Source organism: Halomonas halocynthiae DSM 14573 (genome assembly GCF_000425725.1).
Lineage (GTDB): Bacteria > Pseudomonadota > Gammaproteobacteria > Pseudomonadales > Halomonadaceae > Halomonas > Halomonas halocynthiae.
The window spans coordinates 1-15,474 of sequence record NZ_AUDZ01000018.1 but is presented as its reverse complement, the minus strand read 5'-3'; the positions used below and the strand labels follow the sequence as shown (position 1 = coordinate 15,474).

Annotated in this window: 15 protein-coding genes and 2 rRNA genes; 8 read left to right on the top strand and 9 right to left on the bottom strand. The window is 52.8% G+C overall.

Annotated features, from left to right (window positions below; genetic code table 11):
• Positions 1 to 16: 16 nt before the first annotated feature.
• Complete coding sequence (locus H616_RS14260) at positions 17 to 1,297, top strand: DUF5924 family protein (protein ID WP_084155730.1); 1,281 nt, start codon at positions 17 to 19, stop codon at positions 1,295 to 1,297.
• Here H616_RS14260 and H616_RS0105275 read toward each other — a convergent pair.
• Positions 1,286 to 2,878, bottom strand: a complete 1,593-nt coding sequence (locus H616_RS0105275; protein WP_027966419.1) for an ABC-F family ATPase — start codon at positions 2,876 to 2,878, stop codon at positions 1,286 to 1,288. The genes H616_RS14260 and H616_RS0105275 overlap by 12 nt on opposite strands.
• Positions 2,879 to 3,133: 255 nt before the next feature.
• Between H616_RS0105275 and slyA the strand changes: the two genes are divergently transcribed.
• The gene (gene slyA, locus H616_RS0105265; RefSeq protein WP_027966418.1) at positions 3,134 to 3,619 is read left to right on the top strand and encodes a transcriptional regulator SlyA; all 486 of its coding nucleotides are present in this window, start codon (positions 3,134 to 3,136) and stop codon (positions 3,617 to 3,619) included.
• Between the two features lie 43 nt (positions 3,620 to 3,662).
• Here the strand turns inward: slyA and H616_RS14255 are convergent, their stop codons facing one another.
• Positions 3,663 to 4,160: a hypothetical protein gene (locus H616_RS14255; RefSeq protein WP_051234015.1), complete on the bottom strand. Its 498-nt coding sequence runs from the start codon at positions 4,158 to 4,160 to the stop codon at positions 3,663 to 3,665.
• 217 nt (positions 4,161 to 4,377) lie between these two features.
• On the opposite strand from H616_RS14255, the gene H616_RS0105255 reads away from it, so the two are divergent.
• A complete protein-coding gene (locus H616_RS0105255; protein WP_027966417.1) occupies positions 4,378 to 4,824 on the top strand; it encodes a universal stress protein in 447 nt (148 codons plus the stop codon).
• Positions 4,825 to 4,912: 88 nt separating this feature from the next.
• Here the strand turns inward: H616_RS0105255 and H616_RS0105250 are convergent, their stop codons facing one another.
• A complete protein-coding gene (locus tag H616_RS0105250; protein ID WP_027966416.1) occupies positions 4,913 to 6,856 on the bottom strand; it encodes an ATP-binding cassette domain-containing protein in 1,944 nt (647 codons plus the stop codon).
• Positions 6,857 to 6,976: 120 nt separating this feature from the next.
• On the opposite strand from H616_RS0105250, the gene H616_RS14250 reads away from it, so the two are divergent.
• A complete protein-coding gene (locus H616_RS14250) occupies positions 6,977 to 7,873 on the top strand; it encodes a TatD family hydrolase (protein WP_051234013.1) in 897 nt (298 codons plus the stop codon).
• Positions 7,866 to 8,342: a hypothetical protein gene (locus H616_RS0105240; protein WP_027966415.1), complete on the top strand. Its 477-nt coding sequence runs from the start codon at positions 7,866 to 7,868 to the stop codon at positions 8,340 to 8,342. Before H616_RS14250 ends, H616_RS0105240 begins: the two co-directional genes overlap by 8 nt.
• 27 nt (positions 8,343 to 8,369) lie before the next feature.
• On the opposite strand, the gene H616_RS0105235 is transcribed toward H616_RS0105240, so the two are convergent.
• Entirely contained in the window at positions 8,370 to 8,933 is a 564-nt protein-coding gene (locus H616_RS0105235; RefSeq protein ID WP_027966414.1) for an elongation factor P hydroxylase, read from the bottom strand.
• Between the two features lie 149 nt (positions 8,934 to 9,082).
• On the opposite strand from H616_RS0105235, the gene H616_RS0105230 reads away from it, so the two are divergent.
• Both H616_RS0105230 and H616_RS0105225 read left to right on the top strand, forming a co-directional pair.
• Complete coding sequence (locus H616_RS0105230) at positions 9,083 to 10,531, top strand: MATE family efflux transporter (protein WP_027966413.1); 1,449 nt, start codon at positions 9,083 to 9,085, stop codon at positions 10,529 to 10,531.
• 230 nt (positions 10,532 to 10,761) lie between these two features.
• The gene (locus tag H616_RS0105225; protein ID WP_027966412.1) at positions 10,762 to 11,460 is read left to right on the top strand and encodes a hypothetical protein; all 699 of its coding nucleotides are present in this window, start codon (positions 10,762 to 10,764) and stop codon (positions 11,458 to 11,460) included.
• A gap of 32 nt (positions 11,461 to 11,492) precedes the next feature.
• Here the strand turns inward: H616_RS0105225 and tusA are convergent, their stop codons facing one another.
• Positions 11,493 to 11,744 (bottom strand): sulfurtransferase TusA, encoded by a 252-nt coding sequence (gene tusA / locus H616_RS0105220; RefSeq protein ID WP_027966411.1) that lies wholly within the window; start codon positions 11,742 to 11,744, stop codon positions 11,493 to 11,495.
• 49 nt (positions 11,745 to 11,793) lie between these two features.
• Between tusA and H616_RS0105215 the strand changes: the two genes are divergently transcribed.
• Positions 11,794 to 12,081, top strand: a complete 288-nt coding sequence (locus tag H616_RS0105215; protein ID WP_027966410.1) for an antibiotic biosynthesis monooxygenase family protein — start codon at positions 11,794 to 11,796, stop codon at positions 12,079 to 12,081.
• On the opposite strand, the gene rlmM is transcribed toward H616_RS0105215, so the two are convergent.
• The 4 genes from rlmM to H616_RS0105195 all read right to left on the bottom strand — a co-directional run.
• Complete coding sequence (gene rlmM, locus H616_RS0105210; protein WP_027966409.1) at positions 12,075 to 13,181, bottom strand: 23S rRNA (cytidine(2498)-2'-O)-methyltransferase RlmM; 1,107 nt, start codon at positions 13,179 to 13,181, stop codon at positions 12,075 to 12,077. The genes H616_RS0105215 and rlmM overlap by 7 nt on opposite strands.
• A gap of 139 nt (positions 13,182 to 13,320) precedes the next feature.
• The gene (locus H616_RS14245) at positions 13,321 to 14,922 is read right to left on the bottom strand and encodes a BCCT family transporter (RefSeq protein WP_051234010.1); all 1,602 of its coding nucleotides are present in this window, start codon (positions 14,920 to 14,922) and stop codon (positions 13,321 to 13,323) included.
• Positions 14,923 to 15,134: 212 nt separating this feature from the next.
• A 5S ribosomal RNA gene (gene rrf / locus H616_RS0105200) occupies positions 15,135 to 15,250 on the bottom strand.
• Positions 15,251 to 15,354: 104 nt separating this feature from the next.
• Positions 15,355 to 15,474 (bottom strand): 23S ribosomal RNA (locus H616_RS0105195); the annotation flags it as partial.

Genomic DNA, 15,474 nt, shown 5'->3' with positions numbered 1-15,474 from the left:
AAACCACGAGATCTTCATGGCTTCTACACCCCCGTTTTCTGACCCTCAAGCTACAGCCCAGGCTCCCTGGCTGAAAACCTGGCAAAAGCGCCTGGCCAGGCTGTCTGTTTACTGGCGTCGCTGGGGCTGGCTATGGCCACCGGCAGCTTTTGCCAGCGGTATGGCCAGCTTCTTTCTGGTTGAGCGTCAGCAGTGGTTAGGAGTCGCCCTGGCATTGGGCATGTTGCTGGCCTGGGGTTTGCTGTTAGGTGAAGGAGTCATCATTCAATGGCTAAAGCGCCGTGGCTACCCCTCTTTGCCAACAGGAACCACCTCTTTTATCGCCCAGTTAATCCACCAGGAAACGCTGTTCTTCTGCTTACCTTTTTTGCTTGCGACCACCGTTTGGAGCAGTGGCCAGGCATTGTTCACTTCAGCCATGATAGTGCTGGCACTACTCTCCATCATTGACCCACTCTACTACCGTCTGGCTTCGCATCGTTGGTTGTATTTTTTCTTTCATGCCCAGTGTGTGTTTCTGGTAGCACTGGTCACACTACCAACATTGCTGCACCTGAACACCCAACAAAGCATGCTGCTGGCACTGGCTGCCATGATAATTGTCAGCCTGCCGAGTCTGATGCAGCTGCGTAGCTTGGTGTCGCGTCAAAAATGGCTATCGATGCTTGCTGCGCTACCGCTATTGGCCGTACTGGCTTGGTTGGGACGAGGATGGGTACCACCGGCCAGTTTGTGGCTATCCGCCAGTGCACTGTCGCCGGCCTTTGATACTTCGACGCGAACGCCGCGTGGTGAAATACGCCTGTCTCCTAAGGTACTCAATACCAATGGCCTTTTTGCCTACACCGCCATTCATGCACCGCGCGGTCTCAGGGAAGAGGTCGTACATGAGTGGCGACACAACGGAAAGTTGATTGAACGTATTCCACTGGAAATTCATGGAGGGCGTGAGGAAGGCTATCGAGCCTGGACCCACAAGCTCAACTTTCCCGCCAAGTCAGAGGGCGCCTGGCGTATTGACATCATGACCAACGGTGGCCAACGCATTGGCACAGTTCGCTTTAACGTCAGCGACGACAACAGCATAGCTACCTTGGCTAACGGCCAGAGTAGTACGCCGCTGGGAATTCCAGGTCTGGTGGTTAGGCATCTTGTTGCCCGCCCCAGTAATACACCCGACCCAGAAAATACCTCAGACCACCCTCAGGATGAAGCCGCTCCTGAACCCAGCGGCGAAGAGCAGCCTCATCACAAGCCTGAAAACGGAGAAACTACTGAGCAAAAATCAGCCGAATAATCCTTGGCTACGCAGGTACTCATCATAAGTGCCACTGAAATCGGTAATGCCGTTCTCATGCATATCAAGAATGCGAGTCGCTAGTGATGAAACGAACTCACGATCGTGGCTGACAAAAATCAGCGTTCCAGGGTAGTTCTCTAATGCCAAGTTGAGCGCCTCGATAGACTCCATGTCCAAGTGATTCGTCGGCTCATCCATCAGCAACACATTGGGTTTGGTTAGTGCCAGCTTGCCAAACAGCATACGGCCTTGTTCGCCACCCGAAATGACTTTCACCGACTTGCCGATATCATCGCTGGAAAACAACATGCGCCCTAATGCACCACGGACCTCTTGCTCACCGCCCGTGGTCCACTGCCCCATCCATTCAAACAAGGTGGCATCATTAGCAAAATCGTTGCTGTGATCTTGGGCAAACACTCCAATCTCGGCACTGTCAGTCCAACGCACGTCACCGGCATCAGGATGCAACTCACGTGCTAAGGTTTTGAGTAGTGTTGTTTTGCCGATGCCGTTGGGGCCGATGATAGCGATACGCTCACCGGCCTCCACCGTCATTGAGAAGTTCTTAAAAAGAGGCGCGCCCTCTTCAAACCCCTTCGAAATGGCCTCAACATTAACCGCATTGCGATGAATCTTTTTATTCTGCTCAAAGCGAATAAACGGACTGATCCGGCTGGAGGGCTTAATATCTTCGAGCTTGATCTTATCAATTTGGCGGGCCCGCGACGTAGCCTGCTTCGCCTTTGAAGCATTTGCCGAAAAGCGGCTGACAAACGCCTGAAGCTCAGCAATCTGTGCTTTTTTCTTGGCATTATCGGCATGCTGACGCTCTCGCGCTGCTGTCGCAGCCGTCATGTATTCATCGTAATTACCAGGAAATAGCGTTATTTCGCCGTAATCCAAGTCTGCCATATGAGTACAAACACTGTTAAGAAAGTGACGATCGTGAGAGATGATCACCATGGTACTCTGACGCGCTTTAAGAATGTCTTCCAGCCAACGGATAGTATGAATATCCAGATGGTTGGTAGGCTCGTCGAGCAGTAGCACATCGGGGTCGGCAAATAATGCCTGGGCTAGCAATACGCGCAACTTCCAGCCCGGTGACACGTCACTCATTAGCCCTGTGTGTTGCAACTCAGGAATACCCAATCCCAGCAGCAACTCTCCCGCTCGGGAGTCTGCGGTATAACCATCCAGCTCGGCAAAGCGAACTTCCAAGTCTGCGACGGCCATGCCATCTGCTTCGCTCATCTCCGGCAGTGAGTAAATACGTTCGCGCTCTACCGCAACCTGCCAAAGCTCTTGATTACCCATAATCACGGTATCGATAACCCGTGAGTTTTCAAAGGCAAACTGATCCTGACCCAACTTACCCAGCCGGGCACCTGCATCAATCATTACCTGCCCTGAAGACGGCTCCAGATCACCAGCCAGAATCTTCATGAAAGTCGACTTGCCGCTGCCATTGGCACCAATCAGGCCGTAGCGGTTGCCATTGTTAAATTTAACCGAGACGTTCTCGAAAAGGGGCCTAGCCCCGAACTGCATAGTAATGTTGGCAGTGGAGATCAAAATTACATTCCGTAGATAGGCACCTTAATACATGTGAATAAAGGCGCATGAAACATGAAAAGAGGGCCAATTGTATGCGCCAAGCAGCAACGATGCAGCCCCCCTCAGCTGAATACCCACCCATCAGGTATAAAAACATCGTGTCCCGTACAAAGGGCACAGCGTATAAAAAGATAATTTGCATTAAACGTCATATCTTTAGACACTTACTCATGGCTGACGTCAACCTAATCAACCTTAGGCAGTAACTGATTTATGCAAAACAACAATGTCGCCTTACAACTGGCTCGTGTTCCTCGCATCTGGCGTGCCATCATCGATCGCCGCTTAGCGCCGGAAGGGCTAACCCAAACACGCTGGCTTGCGCTTTACCACCTATGGCAACTGGGCGATAACCAATCTCAGCGCGACCTAGCCCGAGCCCTTGGCGTTGAAGCACCTTCGCTGGTGCGCACCCTCGACCAGCTAGCTGCACAAGGCCTGATTGAGCGGCGTCCCGGCGAAACAGATCGGCGCACCAAGCATATCTTCCTCACCCCAGCAGCCATGCCGCTACTACAGCGTATAGAAACTGAAATTAATAATGTCATGGCTGACATTCTGTCTGACCTTAGCCTTGACGAAATTGAGCTGTTCACTGGCTTACTGACACGTATTGAGAACAAAGGATTGGCTATCCGAGACACAGAGCAAGATATTGAAAAACCCACTACAGAAAACGCAAATCTAACGCCGAACTAAACATAGCAGTGCACCGAGCCAACACCTCAAACCTGCCCCGGCCTCAACGCTCGTCTGGGCAGTTTTCCAGCGCATCGCGCAGCTCAGTCAGTGGTTCGACAAACGCGGACAGCTCCGGCGCGCTTAGGGTTTCTTCCCACCATAGTGTCAGCACTGAACGACTAGAGCCAATCGCCAGCACACTATCACCCAAATGCTCCGGCAAGCTGTTTAACAGCCGCTGGGCTGTGTCTGGCAGCGGCCGCAATGGCTCTGTGCGCCAGCACCAGCCATCAGAAAATGTTTTCAGCGCAGGACTGGCCAGATAAGGGCTAACCAGCATGAAGTCTGGCCCTGGGCGCTGCACTGGATATAGCCAGCGATATGCGGCTACCAATTCCTTGGCCTGATGAGCGGGCGAAGTCTCCAGCTTTACTTCGATGCCGAGCCTGCGAGCCTCAGCACGCAAGGCCACCAGCCGCTTTTGCCGTGGGCTGGGTTTAAGCCACATCAATGGAGCCACGAGCATTGCCATGATCCCAGCAATCACCAGCCAAGTCATGGTGCTATCCTTGAGCAGTCTACCCTGATACCGGTTGTCATGAATCGCAATATCCTGAGGTATAATAGATACAGATCATTGTCTTGAATCATTATGCGTCCTAAAGTGGGTATATGAACTCACCAAATGAGCTTGGCAATATACGATTGAATACACAGGCTGAATGAACGAAAAACCATCGATACACACCCTTTTCAAAAATCACCTGGAGACAGCCATGAGCAATGAATATCGCCACGTCCTGGTCGCGGTCGACCTAACCAAAGACTCTCACTCCATTTTAGAGCGCGCTTTACAAATTGCTGACCGAAATCACGCCAAACTGTCCATCATGCATACCTTAGAGCCGCTGGGCTTTGCCTATGGCGGTGATATCCCCATGGACCTAACCAGCATTCAGGACCAACTGGATGACCACGCCAAAAAACGCTTAGCCGATATCGCCAACGCTCATGTTTCTCCGGAAGATCAGCATGTGGTTGTGGGCATGCCAGATACCGAAATTCATCGTTTCGCCGATGAAAACGACGTTGACTTGATTGTCGTCGGCTCCCACGGACGTCACGGCTTCGCCTTGTTACTAGGTTCAACTTCTACTGGCGTGCTGCACGGCGCCAAGTGCGATGTATTGGCAGTGCGTGTCGGCATGGACAGCGACGAGTAACACAAAAAAGCATTAACACGCCGGAGCACTGCTGTGCTCCGGCTTTTTTGTGTCACGTAGTAGCTCTAACGGCCCTTACGGACTCACGTCACTCACCAGAAGCTTGAGCTTCCAGCTCCATCCAGCGTTCCATAGCGACCTCTAGCTCAGCCTGCCTATCGCTCAGTGACTGCAACATCGCGGTCACGTTATCGCTTTCCTGCTGATAAAAGCTCGGCTCACTGATGTTGGCTTCAATATCCGCCACGGCATTTTCCAGCCGCTCAATTTCCGCAGGCAGCCCGTCCAGCTCACGCTGTAGCTTATACGACAACTTGACTCTCTTTGGCGCAGCGACCGTTGATGCATCAACCGATGTTCCAACGGCACCGCCACTGACCTTAGGCGACGCTTTTTCAGCAACCGGCTCAACCCCTTGGCGTGCTGCGCCTTCCCAGGGTGCTGGTGGTAACGTTCCGCCTTGTCGCACCCAGTCACTGTACCCGCCGACATACTCGCGCACTGTCCCCTGCCCTTCAAAGGCCAGCACACTGGTCACCACGTTATCCATGAAAGAGCGGTCATGAGAGACCAGTAGCAACGTGCCATCAAAACTGAGCAGCAACTCTTCCAGCAGCTCTAGGGTTTCAACATCAAGATCATTGGTCGGCTCATCAAGCACTAGCACATTGGCTGGTTGGGTAAACAGTTTGGCCAGCAACAAACGGTTAGACTCACCACCCGAAAGCGCTTTGACCGGCTGACGAACTCGGTCAGGCGTAAACAGAAAGTCTTGCAGGTGGCTAATGACATGACGGTCTCGCCCCCCCACAGTGACTCGGTCGCTACCTTGAGCGACGTTGTCATACACACTTTTCTCGGGTTCCAGCCCTGCTCGCAACTGATCGAAATAGGCCACCTGCAGCTTGGTACCGACCAGTACCTGACCTTCATCAGGTTCCAGCTCGCCCAAGAGTATTTTGAGTAGTGTGGTTTTTCCGGCACCATTGCGACCAATCAAACCAATCCTGTCGCCGCGTTGAACCTCCATGCTCAGGCCATCAATGACTGCATCAGCCCCAAAACGCTGGGTCACATTCTTGAGCGCCACAACGCGCTTACCGCTACGCTCGCCACTGTCCATAGCCAGGTTGGCACGTCCGATGCGCTCACGGCGCTCGCCGCGTTCACGACGCAGCTGCTCAAGTGCCCGTACCCGTCCTTCATTACGGGTACGACGCGCCTTGATGCCTTGGCGAATCCAGGCTTCTTCCTGAGCCAGCTTCTTGTCAAACTCAGCGTTTTCTCTCGCCTCTACCTCCAACTCGTGGCTCTTACGCGCCTGATATTCCGCGTAGTTACCAGGGTAGCGACCAAGCTGACCGCGATCGAGTTCAAGAATTGATGTGGCCAGGTTCGACAAAAAGGTACGGTCGTGGGTAATGAAGAGCACTGAGCCCGCAAACGCCATAAGCTGCTCTTCCAACCAGGCAATGGTGTCTAGGTCTAAGTGGTTAGTTGGCTCATCAAGCAACAGCAGGTCCGGCTCGGCAACCAACGCACGAGCCAACGCCACTCGACGACGCCAACCGCCAGAAAGGTCCGCCATGGCCGCATCTTCAGGCAGACCCAGGCGTGTTAACACGACATCGATCCGCCGATGAAACGACCAGCCATCAATGGCTTCCAAACGCCCCTGCAAAGATGCCATACGGTTCATGTCAGGATCGTCAGACTGCACTAAATGATGGTACTCGCTAAGCAACTCTCCGGCTTCAGGTAACCCCTGGGCGACTACATCAAAAATAGTTTCGCCTGATGCGTCAGGTAAATCTTGGGCCAATACGCCAATTTTCAGCCCTGGCGCACGCCAAACATTACCTCCGTCTGGCAAGATCTCGCCCGACACTAGTTTGAGCAGCGTCGACTTTCCTGTTCCATTGCGACCCACTAGGGCTAATCGCTCTCCGCGTTCCAGCACCAGATCGGCGCCATCCAGCAGCACCTTAGGGCCATACGCGAGCTGCAGCTGTTCAAGACGTAACAGAGCCACACATCCACCTCTCTTATTAACAAGCGCTATAGTGTAAACCATGTCTCTCAACGTGGCTTGATGGCAATGACTATGGGTACAATTCGCGCCCGCTTAAACTCATTCCAGCACAAGGAGCCTATGGCTGTGGCCGACTCTTCCCCAGACGTCGATAATACCTTGCCGGAAGCGCTGCAATTTTGCTCGCCTGCGCCGCTGGTGGATATCGGCGCCAATCTCACCCATGAAAGCTTTAACAAAAACCTTGAGGCGACGCTAGCCCGTGCCAGAATGGCAGGTGTTAACACGCTAATCGTTACCGGAACGGATCTTCAGCATGCGCGTCAGGCATTGGCATTGGCGGAGAAACACCCCGGCCTTTACGCGACGGCAGGCATACACCCACACGATGCAAGCCACTGGTCCGCAGAGCTTTCCTCCGCCATGGCTGAGCTACACCAGAAAAACAAAGTGGTGGCGGTCGGTGAATGCGGGCTGGACTTCAACCGCAACTTCTCTACACCAGCTGAGCAAGAGCGAGCCTTTGAAGCACAATTAGAGCTAGCTGCCAGCAGCCGCTTGCCGCTGTTTATTCACGAGCGTGATGCCGGGCAGCGCATGGTAGAAATACTCAAGGCCTGGCGTGACGACATCTCCCAAGCAGTGGTGCACTGCTTTACCGGCCAACGCGACACGCTATATCGCTACCTTGATTTGGATCTACACATTGGCCTGACCGGCTGGATCTGCGATGAGCGCCGTGGGCACCACTTGCGTGAGCTGGTTGCAGATATCCCGCTAACGCGCCTGATGGTTGAAACGGATTGTCCTTACTTGTTGCCACGCAATTTACCGGAAAAACTCAAAGGCAGGCGCCATGAGCCAGCACTGCTGCCATGGATTGTGCGTGAAATCGCCCACTGGCAAGGCATTAGCGAAAGCGAACTGGCACGCGCCACCACTGCCACAGCACTGACTTTTTTCGGCCTAGAAGCGCCACATCTCATGAATAACGTAGAGGACATTAACCATGGATGACTTACCCGGATTTATCACCGTAGAAACCGCTGACCACGACGGCTTGCCGCTATCAATTGCTTGGACGCTGAATGATGGCAGCGTCAAACACACTCTGATTCAGCCTGATAGCGATTGGCTCGATGATGAAATGGTATCACTGGGCAGCTACAGCATGGAGGAGCTCTCCACCATGGGCGTCAGCCCTTTGGATGTGCTTCAAGAACTGGAGCAGGACCACTTCAATGCCACACTTTACACCGCCGGTATTGCAGATGACGAAGCGGCGCTCTCACGCCTGTTTGATACCTATGGCATGGACCCATTCATAGAACTGGCTTGCGCTGACAGCCTATACCCTGAGCTGCCCGCAGGTGAGTGGTCCCGAGCAAGGCGAGAACTGTTCACCGAGCTCGGTCTTGAGCCAATGCGCCCAGAAGATGAAATTCAGGTCATGCTAGCGCTACATCAGCGCATGCGCCTTGAATAAACCGAAAGCCTTAGCGTTTAAACACGCTCAATACGTCGTTGCTGCCTTAACGTCAAGAGACGAGCGCCCGAGAGCAATAGCTGCCTGTAAACTTTGGCGTTGTCGATAAAACGCCGCCAGTGCCGTGCGAAATGCCTCGGCACGCTGCGGCAAACCCTGAAGCTCGAATGCTTCAGCGCGCTTAGCCACCTTCGCCGCAAAAGCATTACGATCCACTTCGATATCACTCAGGTTATCCACACTGACAGTAAAATGACGCCCACAGGCAGCGGCAAACAACGACTCCAGCGCTTGAGGGGCGATTTCCGCTGCCTCAAAAGCCTGTTGCTGCTCAACATTTCGGCCATCCGGTAAGTACCAGTAGCCATAATCCTCCAACTGGCGCCGCCGCTCACCAGCAATGCACCAATGGCTAATCTCATGCAACGCACTGGCGTAATAACCATGAGCAAAAATCACCCGATGCCACGCCACGTCACCACCCGCCGGCAAATATAGCGGCTCATCACCACCACGCACTAAACGTGTGCGATACGTGGGATAAAAGAGGCCATCAAAAAGAGCCGTTATATCGCCAAGATTATGAAACACGCAGCTCTCCAAGCCGGATATTGGCCGCTGATTATAACCGGCATGAAGGCACGACTAAAACGGCTCCTCCCTGCTAGAATACGCGACTCGTCTGCCCCTGCTGCCTCTTTTGCTTCGGGGCCATATTGTTTTGTTTGGAGCGATAACACATGGCCCACTTCTTCACCGACCTTATGACTACCTCGCGCACGGAAACCCGCGCACTGATTCGTTTGTCTCTGCCGATCTGGGGTGCTCAGCTTGCCCAGGCAGGCATGAGCGTAACGGACGTTATGATGACCGGCCGCCTCAGCCCAACAGACTTAGCCGCCGTCTCAGTCGGCTCAAGTTTGTGGTTGCCACTAATGCTGCTGATTACCGGTACTCTAATGGGGCTTACCCCCGTGGTGGCACACTTACTCGGTGCAGGTAAACAAGCGGAAATACGCCCTCAGGTCCACCAGGCCCTATGGATCGCCATTGCGATGGGGTTACTGGCCTTGCTATTACTGTGGACGATTGTCATGCCGGTATTTCACTGGATGGATGTACCAGAGGCCGTAGCTACGCGCTCTGCCAGTTACCTTCTCGCCATCGGCGCTGGCATGCCCGGCGTAGCACTATTTCTGGCCTTACGCTCTTTTTCTGACGGCATGAACCATACGCGCCCTGCTCTGCTAATCAGCCTGATTGGTCTAGCGGTAAATGTGCCCAGCAATTACCTACTGATTTACGGAGGCCCTGGGCTTGTCAGCCTGTTTGGTGACTGGCTGCCAGCACCTGTGCAGGCAATCCCGGCCTTAGGTGCCTTTGGTTGTGGAGTGGCCACAGCGCTTTCCATGTGGGCGATGAGTTTAGCCATGATGATTTATACTCGTCGCAGCTCAGCTTATGGCAATGTAAAGCTATGGCACTCACCTACTCTTCCTCAGTGGAAAATCATCAGCGAGTTACTTTATGTAGGCCTGCCTATCGGCATCGCCATCTTTGTTGAAGTGACGCTATTCACGCTCATTGCCTTATTGGTCGCCAGCCTTGGTGAGATTACCGTGGCGGCTCACCAGGTGGCGCTAAATTACACCTCACTCTTGTTTATGCTCCCGCTATCACTAAGCATGGCTGTCACCGTGCGCGTCGGTAACACACTTGGTCAGGGCCGCTTGAAAGCGGCCCGGATGGTGGCTTGGCATGGCGTCTATATTTCTCTTGGGGCAGCATTATTCAATAGCGCACTGATATGGATATCTGCCGATACGATCATCGATCTGTACACACGCGATAGTGCCGTCAAAGCATTAACCATGTCATTGGTCGGTTTAGCTATGTTGTATCAAGTCTCTGACGGACTACAGGTAAACCTGGCCGGAGCCCTGCGCGGCTACAAGGACACCCGTGTCGTCATGCTCATTACTATGCTGGCTTATTGGCTAGTCGGTTTAGGCGGCGGGCATTGGTTAGGCACACAGGGAGTACCAGGTCTGATCTCGGCGATGGGAGTTCATGGCTACTGGATTGGACTCGTTGCTGGACTAACTGTTGCAGCCGTACTGCTAGGAGAGCGCCTGCGTCGTCTCAGCAAACGTGTTGCAGCAGATCAGCCAGAACCAAGCCCCACCTAATCGCCTTAGCCCTCAGGGCATTTCCACCCTTTTAACTAACGCGTTAAAGCACAGGGCTTACTCTGTCTGTCAGTCTGTGATATTGATATAGAAAACACAGGTAACAAAGCCACAGAAGTGAGAGTTATCACTACAGGTATCACGCTTTTTATAGTGACGCCGCGCACTGACAACCGGCGCTGCAAGCGCTGGCCGCCGACTGATGTGACAATGCAACAGCAGGAGGAATTATGGCTATCTCGCTGTCTCACCGACCTGCCCAGGTCATTGACCTGGAGACGATGCGCCAACGTCAATTGGCTAGACGTCGCCTGATTCGCCTCTCGCCAGAGCTGGATGGCCTGGAAATGGTTTATCAGCAGCCTGCCGAATCCGACGCCCACTACTGCATACCTGTGCTAGCCTGGGGGCTTCGCGAAGACGGTGATGTCGTTGGGCTAGTGGCCTGGATGGAAACACTCACACCCTGTCAGCAGCTTAACGATCCAGAACACGGGCAATTCGTTGGTTACCGAGATCCGGAAACCGACGAGCTATTTGACTACCCGCCGCCTCATAAAGTGCATGAGCTGGAACAGTCAGCCGCCTACTTTGACTATGAAGAAATGCAGGAAATTGCGATCATTCAGCAAATTCCTGAAAACCATGGTACCCATGCACTCTGCATGGATGACGATCAAACCCCACTACAACTGAAACAGGTTTTTGGTTGGAATCTATACAATGATGGACGTATTGAAGCCTTACTGGCCAACGAAAACAAAATTGACATAACTCCGGTTTTACTTGGCGATTCTTGCCTCTACCCCGGACACAGCCGACATGCCGTCGTCTATCTTTTCCAACGTGAAATCGCACACCGTATCCGCAATGAAGACGCCGCGACCATGGAAGCACTCGCAATTACCGTGACCCAAGATAAAAATTAAACGTATGTCGTCATCTTGGCTGAGCAGGTTGCTCAGCCAAGACGTATCAAGTAACGGTAACAGCCACCGCCTTCTTCCTCATGGTGAATAAGTTCGTGACCAAGAAAACCGCAAAACTTTGGCACATCACGCACAGTAGCCGGGTCAGTAGCAATGACTTCCAGCACCTCCCCTGGCTGCATATTACGAACCTGGTTGTGCATCATCATGATAGGCTCAGGACAATAGAGCCCGCTGGTATCTAGCTTGGCTTGACTCACGGGTAACGGTGTATCAGATGACATTAGTCAATTTCCTTATTCACACTGACAGAGTAAATCTGAGAGCAATACCATGATCAAAATTATTATTGAACGCCGCATCATGCCCGGACTGGAAGACGAATACGAACAAGCTGCACGCGACGTTATGCGTTTAGTGCAAGGTGTCGCTGGTTTTGCTGGGGGAGAAAGCTTAGTTGAAAGCGAAAACAGCCACCGACGCCTAGTCATCACCCAGTGGCGCGACCTGCGTGCCTGGAAAGACTGGAGTGACAGCAGTACACGACAACAAGCATTACAAAAAATGCTCCCGCTGCTCACAGAAGATGAACATGTACGAATATTTAAACATAGCTACTGATTGCTATCCCTACGCCGACCACCGCCATTACGCTCATCGAGCAAGCGCACATGCACGGTAACTTCTTCTCGGTCATGGTATAGGTGTCGGCAACGGATGTCAGCGCCAACCCCCGCATCAGATAACATCAATTCAAGTTTCGACAACCCCTCGTGTACTGCACGCCAGCGCTGCTTCATTGGCAGCTTCAGGTTAAAAATGGCCTCACGACACCAGCGTTTGAGCAGCCAGCGAGCCATCATATTGATAACTCGTGATGGCTGATCAACAATATCGCACACTAACCAATCAAGCCGAGTCGGCGGAGCCCATACAAAGCCGTCCTCACGAAGATGTTCAACCATACCACTGGCCATCAATGCTGGGTTCATCGGGCCATTGTCAATGGCATAAACCTGCATTCCTCGATTAACCAGCTGCCAAGTCCAACCCCCAGGGGCTGCACCCAAGTCTGCAGCTTGCATACCCTCAGTCAGTCGCACCGGCCACTGCTCTGCTGGAATAAACTCATGCCAGGCCTCTTCTAGCTTAAGCGTTGAGCGGCTAGGCGCCGCATGAGGAAAGCGCAACCGTCGAATACCACCGAGTTCGTCACTTCTATTGCCAGGAAAGCTGATACCTAGCTGAACGCAATCACCAGCGCTCCACCAAACGTGCAGTCGCCGCCCTCCTGCTTTTCGCCTCAAGGCGCCACGCTTTTTCAAACTTGACTCTAGCGGACGCTTAAGTGCCTTCATTAGCCCTGATAGCGCTTTAGCGTCATTGGTGTCTGGCGTTTCCTGCCACAGCTCTTCAAAACTCCACCCACTTTCTACCACCTGTGCCACCATTGACGACAGACGGTCATTGCGATCTAGTGCCAAAGGAGGCAAAGCCACCAGGCTTTGACGCGCAAACACCAGTGACCCTAGCGGCATACTGCGATGTAACTCGTTAGCCGCCTGCCCTTGCGGCAGCACATAGCGTACAAAACCACTGTGCTGCTCAGCATGGACCTTCCCCTTACCACCCAGCCGACTTCCTCTGTGTAACAGCTCAGCCGCCAAATCAGGCTCAAAGCCAGGGCGGCAGTAGCACAGCAACTCGTTGGGCACGCTCATGGGGCTTCCTTATTTGAAGCGTTTGTTAACAACCAAAATGCTGGCTGCAGATCGAGATCATCAATAGTTAACAGAAAAGACCTGCCGCACTGGCAGGCCTGTCGTCGTCATTCTGATAATAACAGCTGTCTCTGCTACCTCATTCGGCTGACGTTGTCTCACGATTTTTCGCGCTAGGCTGACTCATCAGGCCCTGCTCACGCGCCATAGCAATAGCCGCCTGAGGGCCGGTCCAGAGTGTCGGTAGCAGCACTAAGGACACTGGAGTTGCCGTAATCACGATAAATTGCTGCAGCGCACCAACCTGTCCAGCCCCCATACGCAGCAGGATACCCGCCAAAAGCGCCATAGCAATACCCCAAAAAGCACGAACCAGCACGCTTGGGTGATCATGGCCACTACCAACCACCGAAATCGCATAGCTCATGGAGTCGCCAGTCGTTGCAACGAAGATAGTCGTCAGCAGCAGAATAGCAAGCGCCATGAACGTGCCACCCGGCAAAGCCTGCGCCACAGTTAATGTTGCCACATCAAAGCGGAAATTATTCAGCGCATCGGTCAGATCAATCGCACCCGTCAGCTGATAATAGATGCCTGCCCCCCCCATCAAAGTGAACCACACGGTAGTAGCCACCGGCGCAATTACAGCAACCGCAAGAATCATCTGGCGAATAGTGCGGCCACGCGAAATACGTGCAACAAAAATTGCCATCAGCGGGCCATAACCAATAAACCAAGCAAAGAAAAACACTGTCCACCACTGCATCCACCAATCCGGCGCTGTCTGATTGGTCATAGTCGCCATGGCAAAAAATGAAGACAGATATTCACCAAACCCTTGGGTAAAAGCGTCAACCAAAAACAGCGTGGGGCCAAATAAGAAGATGACAGCAGCTATAGCTAAGGCCAGGAAAACATTGAATCGGCTAAGGATCTGAATACCACGATGAATTCCCGTCATGGCCGATGTTACATACACTAACCCCAGCATAATCAAAACTGTCAACCGTGTTGCATAGGAGTCAGGTAAGCCAAATAGCTCATGTAACCCAAAGCTGACTTGGGTTGCTAGAAAGCCGATCGGCCCCACAGTGCCGGCAACAATAGCAATGATACATAACGCATCAACCACACTACCAAACCACCCCATCATCACACGCTCGCCCAGCACCGGAATTAACAAAGTGCGTGGTTGTAATGGATAACCTTTAACGTAGTGTGCATGCGCCAGTACCACAGCAGCCAACGAGCCAAGTACCGCCCATGCCAAGAACCCCCAGTGCATAAACGACTGAGCCAAGGCGCTGGCAACCGCTTCAGCAGTACCCGCTTCTGTGTCAAAGGCAGGAGGCGTCACAACAAAATGATAAACCGGCTCACCTGCCGCAAAAAACACACCACCACCAGCAAGCAGAGTACACAGGATCATGGATACCCACTTGAAAGTGCTTAACTCCGGTTTATCCAAATTACCCACTTTAGCGCGGGCCGCCGGTGATACAGCCACTCCGATAGCAACAATAAAGGTCAACAGCAATAACAACTGAAAGTAGCTACCAAATGTTGCCGCAGTCCAGGCAAAGCCATCAGCAATACTGACTGCAACCATGTCGAGGTCATAAGCAGACAGTCCGATAAAAATAACAATGAACGCAATACTCAGCCCCAAAACCAAAGGGTTACCCAAAGGCCCAGACGCGCTCTGCGATTGATTTGAATGACTAGGTTTAGTTTGGCTCATACTTTGCGTAACCCATGGCAATACGCCAAGGTTACATGCTCCTTTTGGGAAGGTGAGTTTTAAGTAGTGCAGAAAGTAAGTCGACAGGAAAAACAGCGAGAAGCTGCCAGGCTGAAATAAGCTGACATCAGCAAGTAGCGGAGGGAAGTGTAATAATAAAATTTATGTGAAAAAGCCCCGAGCGCGTTGCGCTCGGGGCTTTTGGTATAAGTGCCTGACGATGACCTACTCTCGCATGGGGAGACCCCACACTACCATCGGCGCGGAGCGGTTTCACTACTGAGTTCGGCAAGGGATCAGGTGGTTCACGCACGCTATGGTCGTCAGGCGAAAAGGGGTAAATCATGCTGTGAGATCGTCTCAACAGGCCACTGTTGTCACTGTAGTTGCGTATCCGGCCGTGTGTCTCGTGATCAAACGGCTTGGGGTTATATGGTCAAGCCTCACGGGCAATTAGTACCGGTTAGCTCAACACCTATTGGTGCGTCCACACCCGGCCTATCAACCAGCTAGTCTTGCTGGGCCCTTCAGGAGGCTCAAGGCCTCGGGGAG

What these genes read in the sequence shown, in the direction of transcription:
- H616_RS14260 (WP_084155730.1), top strand. Translation starts at nt 17, where the DNA reads ATGGCTTCTACACCCCCGTTTTCTGACCCTCAAGCTACAGCCCAGGCT.
- slyA (WP_027966418.1), top strand. Translation starts at nt 3,134, where the DNA reads ATGCAAAACAACAATGTCGCCTTACAACTGGCTCGTGTTCCTCGCATC.
- H616_RS14255 (WP_051234015.1), bottom strand. Translation starts at nt 4,160, where the DNA reads ATGACTTGGCTGGTGATTGCTGGGATCATGGCAATGCTCGTGGCTCCA.
- H616_RS0105255 (WP_027966417.1), top strand. Translation starts at nt 4,378, where the DNA reads ATGAGCAATGAATATCGCCACGTCCTGGTCGCGGTCGACCTAACCAAA.
- H616_RS14250 (WP_051234013.1), top strand. Translation starts at nt 6,977, where the DNA reads ATGGCTGTGGCCGACTCTTCCCCAGACGTCGATAATACCTTGCCGGAA.
- H616_RS0105240 (WP_027966415.1), top strand. Translation starts at nt 7,866, where the DNA reads ATGGATGACTTACCCGGATTTATCACCGTAGAAACCGCTGACCACGAC.
- H616_RS0105230 (WP_027966413.1), top strand. Translation starts at nt 9,083, where the DNA reads ATGGCCCACTTCTTCACCGACCTTATGACTACCTCGCGCACGGAAACC.
- H616_RS0105225 (WP_027966412.1), top strand. Translation starts at nt 10,762, where the DNA reads ATGGCTATCTCGCTGTCTCACCGACCTGCCCAGGTCATTGACCTGGAG.
- tusA (WP_027966411.1), bottom strand. Translation starts at nt 11,744, where the DNA reads ATGTCATCTGATACACCGTTACCCGTGAGTCAAGCCAAGCTAGATACC.
- H616_RS0105215 (WP_027966410.1), top strand. Translation starts at nt 11,794, where the DNA reads ATGATCAAAATTATTATTGAACGCCGCATCATGCCCGGACTGGAAGAC.
- rlmM (WP_027966409.1), bottom strand. Translation starts at nt 13,181, where the DNA reads ATGAGCGTGCCCAACGAGTTGCTGTGCTACTGCCGCCCTGGCTTTGAG.
- H616_RS14245 (WP_051234010.1), bottom strand. Translation starts at nt 14,922, where the DNA reads ATGAGCCAAACTAAACCTAGTCATTCAAATCAATCGCAGAGCGCGTCT.